The organism is Cerasicoccus frondis (assembly GCA_031296915.1).
Lineage (GTDB): Bacteria > Verrucomicrobiota > Verrucomicrobiia > Opitutales > Cerasicoccaceae > Cerasicoccus > Cerasicoccus frondis.
This window is the reverse complement of sequence record JAVDPC010000003.1, coordinates 121,052-138,417: the sequence shown is the minus strand read 5'-3', so window position 1 is coordinate 138,417 and position 17,366 is coordinate 121,052. Positions and strand designations below refer to the sequence as shown.

The following is a 17,366-nucleotide window of genomic DNA, read 5'->3' as shown; positions in this document are numbered from 1 at the left end:
AATCCGTGAGCAACAGCGCAAGAAAAATGCTCGCAAGCTCAATCGCTCAATTTCAAAAGCGCCAAAGAAGTTTAGGCTAAAAATTACCGATTTAGCCAAATGGATACGCACCCTCCCCCAACGAACCTCAAAAAGTGTGCGCACTTGGTTCAAAAAGGTGCGAAAAATGACTCCTCGAGAGCTGGTTCTGGAATTATGGGAGCTCTACCTGACCGTACTCGAGTTCTTGGTGGACTTCCCCAAGAAGCTCTACAAGGAATGGAAAAAGAAAAACGTATATCTACGCACGGCTTACGGTATCATTTTTTGCTCACTCGCACTAGGTCTGTTGACCAGCCCACTGCTCTTTCAACAAGTTAAGCTGTGGCGCGCCGCCACCTTGAAAGAAGAAGCCCAGTCACTCCGTGATCGCGAACAACTCAGACTGGCTTACGAAAAATCCAGATCAGCCTCACTCCTCGAACCAGATAGCCAGGAGACCTTAGAGCAAACGCTGGATTTAGCCGATAAACTCCGTCACCCGAATACGACTTGGTGGGCGGAAAAAGTCGCAAAGAGCAAGGATTACGACCCCGATTCACTTGCGCAGGTTGTCGAGCACTCGATTAACTTCGGACAACTCGGACTCGGCGCCAAATACCTATCCATCATGCGAACACGCTACCCGGCCAGTCTGACATCAGCAGACATGGAGTTGGAGCTACTTTTGCGTCAAGACAAGTATGAGGACGCGATGTCTAAATCGATCAAAATGGTTGAAGGGGACAGCCGAAGCGCACTGGCGCACCGCGTATACGTTGAATACGGCATCGGAGCACAGAATGAAAAACTGAAAAACTCGGCGATTTCCACCTTGAAAAGCGAGTTGGAACAAAGCGATGCGGTAGGGCTGGAATTAGCGAAGTTGACCCTAAGCCTTCCACGGTCTGCCCGCAAAGATTTGCCTTTCACCACCCTCCAGCTAAGGGAAATCATCATAATGCACCCGGAGGCCACAAAAGAAGACCGCATTGCTGCCAATGGACTCTCAGCCTTCATTGGCGACCTACCACAGAAAGAGGCATTTGAGGCTATCATTGCGGAATATGGTCCTAAGGAAATCCCAGATGCACTCGAAGTTCTCAGCCGCTACGACATATATTACGGCCGTGACCAGTTGATTACTGAAGATCAAGTATACCTCAATGGGACGTACGCGCTTGCTTATCTTGAGTGGCTTATTCTCTCGGAAAACGCCAACCTTGATAAAGCCGAGAAAATGCTCGATTTCGACAAAGAGCGCCCCTTGCCCATTAACTCTGCAATGCGCCGTTTCTGGCAGGCGATGATCGCCCATGAGCGTCATGACGATAAGGAATTCTCCGTGCGCCTCCTACAGAGTCTCGAAAACTCTAACGCCAATGATTGGGACTACATCCACTATCTTCTGGTCAAGCATACTGAACCTCGCCATCAACACGCCTTCTACCGTGAGTTGTTTGGCCGACCAGAAAGCCCCATTCTCGCTGCGGAGCGCTACTTAATCCTCACCTATCAGCTTGGGCTCGAAAATGAGCTCGGCATCCTACTGCGGCAGATCCAGCCAGAGCGCTTCAGCAAGCGCCCCGAATTGCTCAATTTCACGATCTACTTACAGGCAATTAATGACAAAGACCTAGCTTACTGCCGCACGCGCCTCGAGCGACTGATTGGGGAATACCCAAAAAATGTCACCGCATACCGAACCTTGGCTTACGTCTATGCAAAGTGTAATGAAAAAGAGATCGCCAAGTCTATCAACGCCGAGCTCCCTCCTCCGAGTGATTCCCTCAATCCGCAGCAAAAGCTAATGTACGCTTACATCACTGGCGACACGACTTTCCTGCCGAGTGAAAGTGAATTACCTTTAAAAACTGAGCGTGATCTTCGCAATGCACTAGCGAAGGAATCCGCTGCTTTGTAGCCTCATAAACCAATTCAAAGCCTGGATGTTCGTCGGCTTCACCATGCGGATCAAACTTCAGTGCATGCTTGCTCCTGACCAAAATCTGCAGCAGGTTGAAGCAAACTACTCGAAATTGACTTAAGGATGAATGCGACCTCATTAAAAATCTGGCTACTCCCTCTAGCTTTACAGTTCGCATTTTATTATCAACTTCACGAATTCTGGGATCCCGATTCCCATTACTTCTATGGCTGGGGCATTCCAGTGCTCAGTCTATTCCTGATATGGACGCGGGGCGAAGATGAGCCAACCCCCGAGGGAGGCTCCAAGGCTTGGCTCATCCCTGCTGCATTCTGTTTCATCGGTTTCGCCGTTCTACGAGTGCTGTGGGAAACAATGAGCTCCTGGCACATGCTTAGTTGGACGGAAGGGTTCTGTCTCGCAGGCTTCACGCTCTTCTGGGGATTAGCTTGGGGAGGAGGCCGTTATACGCGCCACTATGCATTTCCGATTCTATTTTTCCTCGCGTGCATTCCATGGCCTGGCCGCATCGAGTTAGGCGTGAGCGACTGGTTGACGGGCCACATCGCTCACATTGTCACGGTGTCTCTCCAGCTACTAGGCATCCCAGCGATGGTGCAAGGCATACAGATTTCCATTGGTGATGCAGTTGTTGAAGTGGCTGAAGCTTGCAGCGGAATCCGGTCACTGCAGTTCCTGCTGGTGACGACTCTCTTCTTGGGCGAATACGGCAAATTTTCGCTCCCTCGACGCATTGCGCTCTTAGTGGCGGGCATGATCGCCTCGTTTATCCAGAATGCCATTCGCGCTCTTGCCTTAGGCTGGATAACCGGCATTGAAGGCAAGGAAGCCTATGACCGATGGCATGACAACACAGGAGCCATTACTTTCGTTATTGGCCTGTCACTGGTCTTTATTGCGTTCCTCATCATTGAGCCCAAAGCAGGACCCAAAAAACAAACAGCCAAAACCGCTCCAGCCGCCAAACTCCCCGGTATTTGCCTACCGCTCTCCACCCTGTTGTTAATCGCGTATGTCGGCGTAGAGTTATTCCGTTGGCAATGGTATGACATACCAGCAATGACAAAGGCGAAAGCCTGGCGTATTGATGAATCTCAACTCAGGCAGCTCCCTTGGCATCGCCAGTTGAAAGTAAATGACCTGGTAAAGGACATTTATGAAACCGATGAAGTTCTCAGTGGCCAGTTCCTCATCAACAACAGCCTGGTGACCTACTACTTTGTGTCCTGGGAGGATGGTTATCCTCTCATGCGGGCCAATGCCCACACGCCAGAAGTCTGCATGGGCACGGTTAATGGACTTGAGCAAACAAAGAAAGTCGAAGTCCAAAACATGAAGGGATCATGGAGCGACATTGTTTACGAAGACTATGAATTCCTGAACCCAATTAGCGCCCAAAGGATTGCAGTTTACCGCAGCATGATGCTGCCCGTCAGCACTGAGAAATACGACCAATTCTATGAGCAAGCAAAAGGCTCTTGGTCGCAGAAATGGCGCATGACCTACGAGAATTTCTGGGAGCGGATCGACGAGAACAGCATGCTTACGAATCAGCTTCTGCTCATTGGCGTGAATGCGCCCGAGCAGGTAGACATCGACCAGACGCTCTACCAGTTCCTGGACAAGGTGGTCAAAGAGCAGCCAAGTAGCTAACGACCAAGCTCAGCCATCGTTCCCAGGGGCGCACTTTAAAGAAAAATTTCATGCGCTATCAACTCCTCCGATCCCTTATCCTTCTGCTTCTAAGCCTGCAATGTGCACAAGCAGACTTTAAAATAGAAGAGCTACTCGGCCGGAACTACGGTCCTGAATTGGTTCACGTTAACCTCCCTGCGGACGCGCCAGATAGATTTCAGATAGCATATACAGGGAGCCCTATTTCTCATCAACAAGAAGGCGATGTGGTTTGGTTCATCACCAGCCCGCTTAAGCCTTATGATTCGGCAACTTACAACCTAGAGCAGGCATCAGGCAATATCGCGAAACCCGACCTTCTCATCAACGAAAGTGGAGCGAGCGTTGAAATCAGCACCAAGGAGCTAAGTGCGAAATTTCCACTTGGACAAGGCTCCGACTCCCCCCCGCCCCCCCTGCTGGGACTCCGTTTTAAGGAAGGAACCTTGTCGAAGACTAGCATCTGGTCGAATCCTGGCCCCATTCAAAGCTGGCAAAGTCAGGTGATCGCGAGTGGTTCGGTTTTCGCCAAAGTGCGCACCAGCTACCAATTCCAAGATGGTTCCTACGCCTCGTTTACCGCCACCATCATTGCGGGTGACAACACGGTTTACTGGCGCATGGCAGTCAGTGGGAATTACCCGGAGACGAAAGTTATTTTTAATCTGCCAGCCATCCAAGGCGCGCCCACAGTGATTCAACCAAAGGGTTATGGCCAGTGGGCGCGCAGTGATAAAAAAATCAACGTTGCTTCGCTCCAAAATAATCAAATTCAGCTCAGTCCGAAGACCAGCCTCTTAGCATTGTTCCCGCAGAATCCCTGGCGATTGGATTTCGATAATGGCAAAGAGCAATTAGCGCTGTTTTCGCGAATGCCCGGAGACTGGGTCAAACCCGTCGCCATGCAAACCTACTATGGCCAGGAAGATTGGAGTCTGCCTATGATCGAGAAAATGTGGGCTGGCTGGCAGGCAAGCGGTATGCCCGTCAACTACGCTACAGATGGCGGCATCGAGCTAACCGCGCCTTGCTCCACGGGCGTACGCGAATGGGCTGTCGCAAACGGACAGCCAGTCATTGGCCGTGAGCTGGAGGAGATTCAGGCCATGACCCTGGAATGGCAGGAAAGCGATCAACATCCCCTGCTCTTCCTCGATGCAGACGAAGTTGCGAAAAAGCAGAAAGAAATCCAAGTTCAACACTCCGACTGGGCGGCGCTGGTCCTGTCCCTCAATTCTAATTCAAAAGATTCCCAAGTGAAGCGAGTGGTCAAGAAACTCAGTGATCAGCTTGGATTGCTTGGCAATTACGATGTCATGCGCAAAGCGATTGGCGTCGCTGGCATGTATGATGCGCTGATTGACTCAGACTGGATCAGCAAGGACGAACGTCGCATCATGCGCGCGCAAATGGCGTATCTGGGTTACCTGCTCGCTGACCCGATGTGCTGGTCCAGTGAGCGCGGGTACGGCTCAGGCAACCCCAATATGCACTGCTCTTACATCCTCACACTGGGCGTCGTGGCCTGTGTGCTTCGCGACCATCCGATGTCCGAGCAATGGGCGAACTATGCTGCGGACTGGCTGGATCATTGGCTCGACCATGAAGTAGGCCCCGGCGGCGAGTGGGTCCCCGAAGGTTCGCACTACGGCAACGTAAGTCTGGAAGCGATTGTCAGCTTCACGATTGCGTCCCAACGCGCTGGCTACCGGGATTTCACCAATGATCCACGGCTGAAGCGCCTGATCACTTATTTTGCGAAGCTCTATACCCCGCCGAATCCAGAAAAAGGCGGCGTCCGCGTCACCGCTAATTATGGCCGTGGAGTCTCCAGTGAGAAAATGTCGACGATCGGAATTGCCGCCCGCATGTATGCACAAGCCGACCCCGAACTTTCTGCTAAATTACAGTGGTTGTGGGCGCAGACAAACTACACCAGTTACCTTGGAGATTACCGGCTGGGCGGATTCCGATATTATTACGTCGACAAGACTCTCCCACAGCAAGCGCCCGAATGGCATAGCGAGCAATTCCCAGACTTCGGGGTCGTCTTTCGAGCGGGCTTTAACACGCCTAAGGAAAGCTTCGTGAATTTCCTGGCTGGCGTCGACTCCATCCGCAATCTGGATATCTGGGCGCCCAGCGTGACGGACATCGCCCAGTGGTATGCCCTCGGCAAACCGATCAGCACTTGCTTCACCTTGTTTACTGGCACCAAAGAAAGGCATGAGCTACTCAGCGAGGGCGTTCAATTGGCGCGCAATTATCAACCGGGCGATAAAGGGAGCCCCTTCGGTTACTACACCAGCACTGACTTCAGCGCCTTTGCCACACTGCCCGGGATGGACTACGCCCGCACCGTGCGCACCAACATAAAACCCGACGAGCGAAACTGGCTCCCTCCCCATCTACCTCAATACCCAAAGCTGAAAAAAGCCCGGTCGGACAAGCTCACCGTCGACCGCCAAGTCGCCTTCATTCGTGAAGATTCTGCCCCTACCACGCCAGCCTACCTGGTTGTTCGCGACACGACGAGCGGAGGGGAGCCCACTGCCTGGCAATTCTGGACGCTCTCAAACGGCATCACCCCCACAGGAGAAGAAACTTCCAGCAAACTAGGAGGGGAGCAAATTTTGCCTACCCGCCCATTACCCGATACCAATCGCTTTACGGCGCACGGTCAGTTTGGCGTCAATTTGGAGTATTTCGTCGCATCTCCCAACAATACGCCCCGCAACACACTGCGCTATGGCGGCAACGACCAGATTGACCGCAAACAAACCCAGTATCAGGACGTTTTCCACCTGCAACGTCCCGACGATGGCGCTTACTTCGTCGCGCTCTTCCCCAAGCTTCCTGATGACGCATCGCCCAAATTCGACGTCAACGACGACCAACACATCATTCATGTCAGCCACCAATCAGGTGAAGACTACGTATTCCTCTCGGATAAAGCCGAACGCTCAAGCCTGGACCAAGTCAGCTTCAATGGAACAGCCGGTTCCGTTAAACTTCGCAAAGGCGAGCAATGGCTGGCGCTGGGCGCTCCGGGGGAAGCAAAGTGGGAGCATGTCAGCATTAAAGCTGACATGCCAGTCTGCCTCCGGATAACCGGCAAGCGACTTTATATCGACACCAGCGCGACAAGCCCTGGCGGCAAACTGTCAATTGAGGTTCCAGGCAAGTGGAGCCGCGTAAAGGCAGCGAAAGGCCCCGGTAACTTTAACAATAGCCTAGAGCTCGAATTACCTGCTGGGCCAAACGGCTACATTTACGAACAGCTTTAACTGCTTTGCCATTCCTGTGGGGTGGCGCGGGCAATATCTTCTATGGTGGTTAGACCAAGGAGCGCCTTCTTCAGACCGTCGTAGCGGAGGGGACGATAGCCCATTTCTTCGGCGGCTTCACGGAGCTCCATCGTGCCGGCGTTCGCCCCGATGAGCGAACGCATCCGGTCATTCACTATTGCGATTTCATGGAAGGAGATACGCCCCTGGAAGCCAAAACGCGCGCCGTCCGCATCATTGCGCGGGCGGTAGAACGTGAAGTCCGGCACATCCATCCAATCGTGGAAAAACTCGTTCAGCACAGTGGAAGACGGCACATAGGGCTCACGGTAACGCGGGTTCAGCCGGGGCGCGAGACGCTGGGCAACCACCGCATTGATCGACGGAGCCACCATGTAGGGTTCAATGCCAATTTCAATCAACCGCACAACCGCTTGAATCGCGTTATTGGTGTGCAAAGTCGCAAAGACCAAGTGCCCCGTCAAAGCGGCTTCGGTCGCGATGCGCGCTGTTTCGAGGTCACGAATTTCGCCCACCAGAATGACGTCCGGGTCTTGTCGCAGCATCGAGCGCAACAAGAGCGGAAACGTCAGATCGATGTGGGAATTCACCTGGCTTTGCGCAATCCCGGGGATTTCCACTTCGATTGGGTCTTCAATCGTGGTGATGTTGATCTCGCCGTTGTTGATGCATTCGAGTGACGCATAGAGCAGCGATGTCTTACCCGAGCCAGTGGGACCGGTCACGAAGATCAAGCCGTTTGGACTTTTGATGACTTGCTGGTACGGCGTGAGGATGTCGGACGAAATCAACATACTGTCCAGCGACATCAAACGGCGACGCCCCGATGAACCTAATATGCGGATCACCACATTACTCCCGCGGGCTACGGGACGAATAGAGATACGAAAATTAGCCACACCGGACCCCAGTGGCATGGAAAAACGACCGTCCTGCGGGAAACGCGACTCCGCGACATTCACCTTGCACAGCACCCGCAGGCGAGCCGCCACTGCGCGATGCACGGCGTGTGAGTAATACCGCATCTCGTGCAGCTTGCCGTCGATACGCAGGCGAATGCGCACGCCAACCTCAAAAGGCTCCAGGTGGATGTCCGATGCGCGCTCGCGAATAGCCAAGTGGAGCACGGCGTCGAGGATCCCGGCAATGGGCTTGGCGTCAGCTGCTTCCTGCTCACCCATACTTTCGAGCGCTTGCTCAATGTTGCCATGCACCTGCTCAAATGCCTCAATGCTTTTCTCGATGCTCTCATTGGGCGCATAGTGGATGGCGATGCCCGCCTTGATATCCGCTGGCAAAGAAAAGACCGGGCTAATCTCCAGGTCCGTAATGGCGCCCAGACGCTTGACCAGCGCCACATCGTCAGGCGTCGCCATGGCGACCGTAAGCACATTATCAAAAACATAGAGAGGCAACGTCGAGGCCTTACTCGCAATCTCCAAGGGGACGCTGGCAATCGCTTCCGGCGTGACAATGCTTTGGAACGGATCAACGTGCGGGTAGCCGACCTGCTGGCTCCATTTTCGACATGCGACGCCCTTGGGAATCAACTTATCCTCAACGAGACGATCCAGCATGAAAACGTCGCCAGACTCCAATGCTTCCGTCAGCAACTTTTCCGCTTCAGGCTCCAGCTTGGTCTCTGCTTGAACGGGCGGCGCGGGCCTGGTTTTGGTGCGACCGCGACGAGCCGCAAAAAGGCGATTAATTTCCAGTTGATCCACCTGCTCGTCTGCAAAAGCAGATTGCCGACGCTCTCGCTCAACACTTGCGGAGAGTTCAGCCAACGAGTAGAGCTTTTGCGAGGGGGCAAGTGAACCGTCACTCATGCGCCACTCCCTTCGCACGAAGCCAGGATATCGCGAATAATGGATTCGATTTCTTTCATGGGGGTATCTTTACGGATGAAGTGAGCGGCGCCGGAGTCGATGCTTGCCTCCACCATCTTACGTGAAGTCATGGATGTCATCATGACCACCACGGCGTCCGGGTCCGTTCGGCGCAATTCCTGCAAAGTCTCAATCCCATTCATACCTGGCATGTTCACATCCATCAAGACCATCGTGGGTGTATTCGTGCGATAGACTTCACAAGCTTCCTGGCCATTGCTGGCTTCGTAGAGCTTGGTGATGCCCATGCGTTTCAGTAATGTGCGCAGCATTGTGCGCAAGTGGCCTTCATCATCGACGATCAGGGCGGAGTGGGTACTCGACATAGCAGTTCTGAAGTAAAGCTAATTTGTTAAAGCTTCTAGTTAAAAAAACGAAAAGCCATTTTGGGGGAAACCGCAAGCTGCATTGAGCTTTTACCCTGTTTTCTTGCTTGGCCAATCTACCGGTCCATCAACGATATGAATGTCCCGCTGAGGCAATGGAATCTTAATGTCTGCAGCACTCAGCGCCTCGTAAATTCCCTGCTGAAGATCACTGGTGACGCCAAGGCGGTCATCCAGTGTTCCCAGGTAAGCGAAAGCCAGAAAGTCCAATGAGCTCTCGCCAAACTGCTTGAAAAAAGCTGCTGGCGCCGGGTCTTCCAGCACACGAGGGTCCTTGCGGATGACTTCAAGTAAAAGCTCCTTCACCTTGGTGATTTCCGACCCGTAGGCCACGCCGACATTCAGCGTCAGACGCGTCAGCGTATCGCTCAACGTCCAGTTCGTCAGTTGCCCAGTGACGAATTCCTTGTTGGGCACAATCAACTCCCGCCGATCCCACTCCATGATGGTGGTGCCACGCATTTGAATGCGCGTCACCTTACCTGTTGTCTGGCCGATCGTGATGATATCACCCACACGGATCGGGCGTTCAAATAACAGGATAATCCCCGCCACGAGATTGCCGAAAATCTCCTGCATTCCGAATCCCAGCCCCACTGATATCGCCGCAACGAGCCATTGAATATTTCCCCACTCAATCAGCAAAATTTGACTGGCCCAGATCACGCCAATGACCACAACCAGGTAGGCGATCAGCGTGGAAAACGCATGCCTGCTACCGGGGTCAATCGACGCAATGCGGCGCAGAATGATGATCTCAAAAAGCCGCGGCAAACTGCGCGCGAGCATGACCGTTGTCACGACGCACAATACGAGCATCCCCCCCTGCCCCAGCGTCAAAAACGGTTCGTCATGAAAGGTTATCAGCGGGTGTGAGCCCAGCTTGCGCATTGAGGGAAAGGCATCCGCCCAAATCGCGCTGACTCCCAACAAAATGAACATCCACTGGACAAAGCTGATGACCTGCTTCATCGAGTCATCCAGCTCGAAATCAAATTTCTCCTGCGCTGCGGCCAGTTGACCGGAAGCCAGCTCCGCCCGCTCTTGTTTGTGCGCATTGAACTGCTGGATCTCCAGGTAAAGCTCCACCAGCCCCTTCAGGATGAACACCAGAGCCAGCAACCACAAAGTTCGGAAGGTGTGCCCCCACAGCATCACAGCCCCCAGCATGTAACCACTCACCACCAGCGTGCACAGGAACAGCTGCCAGGACATCAAAAATAAATACAGCCCCCAACGCAGCGACGGTGTCCGCGTCCAAACGGTGTCGCCTTTGGAGAGAATGCCATACTTGGGAGAAAAGACGGTGTGCAAGGCCAGCAACGACAATATAAAAGACGGCAGGAGCACAATCCGGGTGCCGGAAATCGTGTCGATAAACTGCGCGTAGTTATCCAGTAAGATCGACACAAAGGCACATAGCAGCGCCGGAACGAGGAAGCGCTTCACCGCCATGTTGATCCGCACACAGACAAAACGCGGCCAGCGCAGATGATTCTGCCCAAGGCCGTTGATGCGCGTAATGCGGTAAAGCAGCGTCAGGAAAAACGTCGCCGTCGCCACGGTGTGCGCGGTGAATTCCAATGCGGATGACAGGCTCCCATTGAGCTGGGGATCATCCAGCACCCATGCCAAGAGATAGAGCACCGTCATCGGCAGCAACGCCACAAACACTTCGAACACGACAAGACGCAGCGTCCGCCCGATCTTATCAATGCTCGCTGGCAACTGACGCTCCACCTGCGTGACCTTCACCCAGTAGCGAGTCAGCGTCGTCAATAACCCGAGAATGAGGACGAAGGCGACCGTCCGTAGAACGGGCCCCTTCACGACAACATCCAGCAGTGAGGTAAACTCATCCAGGGCCGTGCCAACCAAACCGGGCAAGGACGTCACGTCCTTGGTGGACATGACGTCGCGACTGGGTATCCACAGGATATTCTCGGAAGCATAACTGCGGAAATCATCTGTTGCCTGCATCGTGGCCAGTATCTCCGAGTCCGTCGCCAGCAATGCCTCGAAGTAGGCGTTGGCGTCTTTGCGCAGACCGGAGACAATTTCCCGACTTTGCTGCAAGAGCTGCTGCTGCACATCCAGGTCTTCGTGTTCTTTGACCCAGGCGAGCTCGTCCTTTGTCAGTTCAATGCCCAATGCGACAAACTGCTGCTCTGCGCTCAGAGAGTCGTTCAAATCTTGAGGCAGATCATAAAGCTCCAACTGTGTGGCGCGGACTTCTTCTTCCAACTCATCCTGCTCGTCTTCCAACTCCTTAACGTGCGGCAAACGGCGAAGTTCCTTGAGCATGATCGTAGCCGCTGTTTGTGAGAAACCTGAAATGCTGACCCGCTCCTGAATCTCCGAAAGCTGCTTTTTGATCCACTCGGATTGCTCCTGATAATGCTCATAACGATGCCCAATTTGATTGAGGTACTGATTCAGATCCTTGCGGCGCTGGAGCAGGTCTTCATTTCTCGCGGCCAGCGCCTGCAGAGCAGGTGACTGCATGGCGGCCTTGCGTGCAGATTCCCGCATGGCGGCCTCTTGTTTTTTCAAGTCGGCGGCGCGTAGCTTTTTCAGGTTAGCTGACAGCAAGTCATTGCGTTCCTTGAGGGACGCCTGACGCGTCTTGGCGATCTCCAATTCCATCGACAAGGAGCTCTTTCGCGCGTCAGTCGAGGCAATGGATAAATCCAGAAAATCCGATTCCGCGCTGGCGGATTGTAGTTTGGCCTTGGCCAGGATCGCCGCTGTATCCGTGCCTTGCGCCGAAGTTTTCAGATCATTCATTTCTGACTTCAGCGCATTGAGGCGCTGAGTCTGCTCCAGCCGACGCTGCGGCGCATTGGATAACAAACCGCTTAAATCCTTCACTCGCTCGTTGACCTCGTCCAATTGAGGGGCCAGCGCCTTGAGCGCATTTTCGCTGTCTTCCGACGTCTCAGGCAAAGGCGTGCTTTTCAGCGAATCCGCGTCTTGCTTCGCCTTGGCCAAGTCTGAGTCATAGCTGGTCTTGGCAGCCATGCTTTGCTTGAGCTTGGCCAGCTTATCCTGCCAGTCTTTTTCCTGGTTGAGCTGGTCCAGAGCAGACTGCAAATCGTTGTATTCGCGAGTCGCGGGCGCATCCTTCGTCGGAGCAGGCAGCTTATCCAACTGCTGCTTCAAGTCATCAATCGTGAGCTCGTTCGCGTCACTGCTGACGATGGTGTCCACCTCTTCAGAATCATCCGTGGACTCATCGGTAGACGGCTGATCGACAGCTTGCGCCACCGCTTCGACCACGGCTGCTTCCTGCCCACGCACACGCTCAGGCCATCCGGCCAACAGCAGAATAGCCGCCACCGAAAACCACAAACGCCAGCAGCTTGCGCCTGGATTCCCTAAAATCCCTCGGATCATGGAGATAGGCTAGATCGAAACAATCCCCTTTGGCAAACCTTGGGAACAACGAATTGTCGCTAAAGTCTAGTTAGTGACACCATTTCATCTCATGCGCCTGTTTCCGCCCTTTTGCCTTCTCCTGGTTTTGACCAATCTGCTCTGCGCCGAAAACCCAGCGACGGCCTTCCCATCCCTGCCAAGTCTGGAAACAGTCAATGGCGCCCAACAGCGTAAACGAGCCATTGACCTCATGCAGCGTAACTTCGCCCGCTGGAGCACGACTCCCCGCGCCTACCAGCAGCGACTAGACCGAGAGTGTGGCATTTTTCCTGAAGGTCACCTTTACCCGTATTTCCTGCCCGCGATAGCGTTCACTCAACTTGCGGTCAGTGACCCAGCGAACCAGCGTCTACACTTGGAACACGCACAAAAATACTTAAAGCACGGACTCCCCATCGCGGCGAAGATAGTTAAAGCGCCGGGTGAAAATTTACTGAACCTGGAGGACTACCAACGCCAGGCAACGACGCTCAGCACCGTGTCAATTGCACTCGGCCTATATCACCGTGCAGGTGGCTCGGATCCAGACCTCGATCAATGCCACAGGCATGTAAATCGACTACTGGCGAATGCGTTGCAGGAGGCGAAGGGCGGCCCTATCCGCTCCTACCCAACCTATGCCTGGAATTCCGACACAGTCTTGAGCTTACTCGGCTTACGCTTGGCGCCTCAACTGACGCCCGACGTCTCCGTCGACACTCTCTGGACTAGACATCAAGCGTGGATTGACGCCAATGCCACAGACTCCGCGACTCAACTCCCCTACAGCATTGCGGGCTTTGGCGATCCGACCGAACCCAAGCCACCCCGCAGTTGTGATTTGATGATGCGCGTCCAACTAATCGCCCAAGTCGATCCACCAGCCGCCCAAGAGTTGTTCTCCAATGTCCGTCGTTCAATGGAGCGCAAAGTCGGCAATTTCTACGGTTTCGACGAGTACCCGCAGGGAGTCGCCGGCTGGGAAGACAATGACTCCGGCCCAATCGTGATGGATATGGGTTTGAGCGCCACGGGCATGGCGATTGGCGCAGCTCTCGCAACAGAGAACACCGAAATAGCCGACCGCCTCTGCCAGCAATTTGCCTTTCGCGAACCGCTCCTCATGATGGCGCAATACATGGACCTAAGCGCCATGGCAGGCGGCTGGTTCTGGCAAGGCGTGAAAATCGACCCAGAATATTTTACCGGCTTCCTCTTCGGCGACGCCGTCTTGTTTTGCTCGCTTACCTGGGCCCCTGTTGAAGATAGTTAAAGCATCTACCTGAGTCTGCCCGAGGATCTAACGATTCCTCGCCCAGGAACTGGCTACTCCTCGCCGAGGAACTGGCGATTCCTAACCGAGGAACTGGCAGTTCCTCGCCGAGGAATTGACGCGGAGCTGAGCATGCTCTGATCTGGCAGCGTCCATGCCTAAGCGACGCATACGCGATGAGCTCGCAGACTTAGCCCTTATACAAAAAACAAACGCCACCAGCTCCGTGCTGATGGCATCCGTGTTTATCCGCGTGCATCCGCGGCTAAATTTCTCTGCGTAAATCAACCTGCCAAGCCGGCCTTGAGCTTGCGTAGTTCCTCGGCCTTGGCCTTGTTGTCCGCGAGAGTCTGCTTCACGCCGTCGATGACTTCGGCTGGGGCGTTGTTGACGAACTTGTCGTTCATCAGCTTGTTTTCCGCCCCCTTGATCGCCTTGTCCAGGCCAACGAGCTGCTTGTCGATCTTCGCGATCTCCGCTTCGACGTCCACGCTACCCGCAAGGTCCAGGTAAAGCGTGCCGAGCTGCGACACCATGGCCGGCATGTTCTGCACATCGTCGCGGTGCTCGATCGCGCCCGCGCCGGCGAGCTTGCGCAGCTTCGACAGGTGCGAATCGACCACCACCTTGTCGCCCTCATCGGCGACGAGGAAGAAGGTCACGTCGTTCTTCGCGGCCAAGGAGTATTGCGCCTTGAGCGCGCGCGCCTGATTCACGAAGTCCTGCAGCTTGGCCACTTCCGCAATCGCGGCCGCATCGAGGGTTACCCCGGCAGCGGCAAGCTGCGCGCGGAGGCCGTCAGCGGTTGGAATCGTCGTCTCATGAATGAAGCCTTCGCCGAAGCCCAGCGTCGACCACAGCTCTTCGGTGATGAAAGGCGTGATCGGGTGCAGCATCTGGATCACGCTCCGCAGGCAGAGGTCCTGAATAGCCAGACAATTGCCGCGAAGCTCGTCGGACTGCGCCTTGGACTTCGACACCTCGACATACCAGTCGCAGAAGTCATTCCAGAAGAAGTTGTAGAGCGTGTCCGTCGTGCGGTTGAACTCGTAGGTCTCAAACGACGCATCGTAGCCCGCCAGCGCGTCGAGCAGCTTGGCGAGAATTGCGTGGTCATCGGCGTCGAACTTGTCGAACTCCAGGCGGCCAATGATGGAATCCAGATCCCTCTTGTTCGCATTCATCGATGACAGGATATTTCCAACGTCTCCCATATCGAATACGTTGGGATCAGTCTTCAATTCAGCAACATTGGGCTGTTGCATCAAGCGGAAGCGGCAAGCGTTCCACAGCTTGTTGCAGAAGTTACGGCCCAGCTGAATGCGGTCTTCGGAGAAGAGAATGTCCGCGCCCTTGGGAGCGATCATCAGCATGCCAAGGCGGAGGCCGTCCGCGCCGAACTTCTCAATAAGGTCCAGCGGGTCGGGCGAGTTGCCCAGCGACTTCGACATCTTGCGCCCCTGCGCGTCACGGATGATGCCGTTGAAAATAACGTTCTTGAACGGCACTTCGCCCATGAACTCGAGGCCCGCCATGATCATGCGCGCCACCCAGAAGAAGATGATGTCCGGGCCCGTCGCCAGCGCTTGAGTGGGATACCAGAAGTCGAGTTCCTTCTGAGACAATATCTGAGCATCTGAACCTGGCCCAATCTCTACCTCATCTAGATTGACTGGTATACCGATACGCTTTCCAAGCTTCTCGTGAATGACAGTGAAAACGCCATCCGATTGCTCTGCGTCGCCAAATTGTAGACGTTTCTTCTCTTGGTCATATGCAAAAAAACCATTTTGCCCCTCTGCAAAATCGACATCAGTGATATTACCATCCCAGTCATATGCTGGACCTTGATACGCTTTAAGCAGCTTTGCATCCGACCATTTTCGTGGCCAGCCAAACACTCCGAACGGCCACAGCCAGCTGGATGCCCAAGTGTCGAGGACGTCGTCTTCCTGCTCCCAGTTTTCGGGGTCGCTGGGGCCATCGACGCCGACAAATACCTTGGTCGGGTCCTTGAGGTCTTCGTCGCTCAATGCGTTGCGGTCGATGCCCTTCGCGTACCAAACGGGAATGCGGTGGCCCCACCAGAGCTGGCGCGAAATGCACCAGTCCTGGATGTTTTCCAGCCAGTGGAGGTAGGTCTTCGTCCAGCGTTCCGGGTAGAACTTGATCTTGCCGTCGCGGACCACCTGCTTGGCTTCCTCGATCTTCGGATACTTCATCCACCACTGGTCGCTCAGGCGCGGCTCGATCGGCACATCGGCGCGCTCGGAGAAGCCGACGTTGTTCTCGTACTTCTCGCGGTCGACGAGCAGGCCCATTTCCTCGAGCATATCGGCGGCGAGCTTGCGGGCTTCAAAGCGGTCCTTGCCATGGAGCTCAGGGCAGTCCGGGCAGTTGATCTTGCCGTCCGGCGTGAGCACGTCGATGACTTCGAGGTTGTGGCGCTGGCCGATCTCGAAGTCCGCGCGGTCGTGCGCCGGGGTGACCTTCAGCACGCCGGTGCCGAATTCCAGGTCGACGTGTTCGTCGAGGACAAAGGGGATCTTCGCTTCCGGGAACGGGCGGATCACGTGCAGGCCGTGCAGGTGTTTGTAGCGCTCGTCGTTCGGGTTGATCGCCACCGCGGTGTCGCCCATGAGAGTTTCCGGGCGCGTGGTGGAAATCTCCACGAACTCGCCCGGGCGCTCGGCGATGGCGTACTTCATCTTGTAGAGAAAGCCCTTCTGCGGCTTCATGATCACCTCTTCGTCCGAGAGCGCGGTAAGGCTCTTCGGGCACCAGTTGACCATGCGCTTGCCGCGGTAAATGTGGCCCTTGTGGTAGAGCTCGACGAATGCGGTCAGCACGGCGCGGGAGTAACCATCGTCCAACGTGTGGACGGTGCGGTCCCAGTCGCAGGAGGCGCCCAGCTTGCGGAGCTGCTTGAGGATGATGCCGCCATGCTCGTCGCGCCATTGCTTGGCTTCTTCGATGAAGGCTTCGCGGCCAAGGTCCCACTTGGTCTTGCCCTGCTCGCGGAGCTTCTTCTCGACGCGGGTCTGAGTGGCGATGCCCGCGTGGTCCGTGCCGGGAACCCACACCGCAGCCTTGCCCTGCTGGCGCGCGCGACGCGTCAGGATGTCCTGAATGGTGTTGTTCAGGATGTGGCCCATGTGGAGCACGCCCGTGACGTTGGGCGGCGGAATGACAATGCTGTGAGCTTCAGGTGACGCAGTGCCGCCCTCCGTCTCCGATGCAACTGGAAGTTGCCCTTTAAAGCACCCGGCAGATTCCCACTGGGCGTACCACTTTTCTTCAACGGCTTTTGGTTCGTAAGCTTTGGCTAGATCGGACATGGCTCGAGAAATTTGAAAACGAGCCAGTGTGGCAGTCGAGGCGTGAGGGGCAAGCTACGATTTTCACTCCCCAGAATGCGCATTTCACAACTTCATCTGAATCACAGCCCTCAAT

General features: G+C 54.8%; 8 protein-coding genes. 4 read left to right on the top strand and 4 right to left on the bottom strand.

Translation table 11 applies throughout. The features are described from left to right. The first annotated feature begins 166 nt into the window (after positions 1–166). The 3 genes from RBB63_RS03360 (at position 167) to RBB63_RS03350 (ending at position 6,927) form a co-directional block, all read left to right on the top strand. Complete coding sequence (locus RBB63_RS03360) at positions 167–1,942, top strand: hypothetical protein (RefSeq protein ID WP_309381077.1); 1,776 nt, start codon at positions 167–169, stop codon at positions 1,940–1,942. A gap of 126 nt (positions 1,943–2,068) precedes the next feature. Beyond that, positions 2,069–3,619, top strand: coding sequence for an exosortase/archaeosortase family protein (locus RBB63_RS03355; protein WP_309381074.1), 1,551 nt, complete (start codon positions 2,069–2,071; stop codon positions 3,617–3,619). Between the two features lie 248 nt (positions 3,620–3,867). After that, entirely contained in the window at positions 3,868–6,927 is a 3,060-nt protein-coding gene (locus tag RBB63_RS03350; RefSeq protein WP_309381072.1) for a hypothetical protein, read from the top strand. Here the strand turns inward: RBB63_RS03350 and RBB63_RS03345 are convergent. From RBB63_RS03345 to RBB63_RS03335, 3 genes are all read right to left on the bottom strand, one after another. After that, positions 6,924–8,777: a GspE/PulE family protein gene (locus tag RBB63_RS03345; protein ID WP_309381070.1), complete on the bottom strand. Its 1,854-nt coding sequence runs from the start codon at positions 8,775–8,777 to the stop codon at positions 6,924–6,926. The two genes, RBB63_RS03350 and RBB63_RS03345, sit on opposite strands and share 4 nt — an antisense overlap. Further along, a complete protein-coding gene (locus RBB63_RS03340) occupies positions 8,774–9,163 on the bottom strand; it encodes a response regulator transcription factor (protein WP_309381068.1) in 390 nt (129 codons plus the stop codon). Before RBB63_RS03340 ends, RBB63_RS03345 begins: the two co-directional genes overlap by 4 nt. Before the next feature lie 90 nt (positions 9,164–9,253). Next, positions 9,254–12,619, bottom strand: coding sequence for a mechanosensitive ion channel domain-containing protein (locus tag RBB63_RS03335; protein WP_309381066.1), 3,366 nt, complete (start codon positions 12,617–12,619; stop codon positions 9,254–9,256). Between the two features lie 91 nt (positions 12,620–12,710). Between RBB63_RS03335 and RBB63_RS03330 the strand changes: the two genes are divergently transcribed. Further along, positions 12,711–13,913 (top strand): hypothetical protein, encoded by a 1,203-nt coding sequence (locus RBB63_RS03330; protein WP_309381064.1) that lies wholly within the window; start codon positions 12,711–12,713, stop codon positions 13,911–13,913. Between the two features lie 284 nt (positions 13,914–14,197). Here the strand turns inward: RBB63_RS03330 and RBB63_RS03325 are convergent, their stop codons facing one another. Continuing rightward, positions 14,198–17,251 carry a valine--tRNA ligase gene (locus RBB63_RS03325; protein ID WP_309381062.1) on the bottom strand — a complete coding sequence of 1,018 codons (3,054 nt, stop codon included), beginning with the start codon at positions 17,249–17,251 and terminating at the stop codon, positions 14,198–14,200. Positions 17,252–17,366 lie beyond the last annotated feature (115 nt).

Excerpts from the sequence above, each read along its gene's own strand:
- RBB63_RS03335 (WP_309381066.1), bottom strand. The coding sequence starts at position 12,619 with ATGATCCGAGGGATTTTAGGGAATCCAGGCGCAAGCTGCTGGCGTTTG.
- RBB63_RS03360 (WP_309381077.1), top strand. The coding sequence starts at position 167 with ATGACTCCTCGAGAGCTGGTTCTGGAATTATGGGAGCTCTACCTGACC.
- RBB63_RS03345 (WP_309381070.1), bottom strand. The coding sequence starts at position 8,777 with ATGAGTGACGGTTCACTTGCCCCCTCGCAAAAGCTCTACTCGTTGGCT.
- RBB63_RS03340 (WP_309381068.1), bottom strand. The coding sequence starts at position 9,163 with ATGTCGAGTACCCACTCCGCCCTGATCGTCGATGATGAAGGCCACTTG.
- RBB63_RS03325 (WP_309381062.1), bottom strand. The coding sequence starts at position 17,251 with ATGTCCGATCTAGCCAAAGCTTACGAACCAAAAGCCGTTGAAGAAAAG.
- RBB63_RS03330 (WP_309381064.1), top strand. The coding sequence starts at position 12,711 with ATGCGCCTGTTTCCGCCCTTTTGCCTTCTCCTGGTTTTGACCAATCTG.
- RBB63_RS03355 (WP_309381074.1), top strand. The coding sequence starts at position 2,069 with ATGAATGCGACCTCATTAAAAATCTGGCTACTCCCTCTAGCTTTACAG.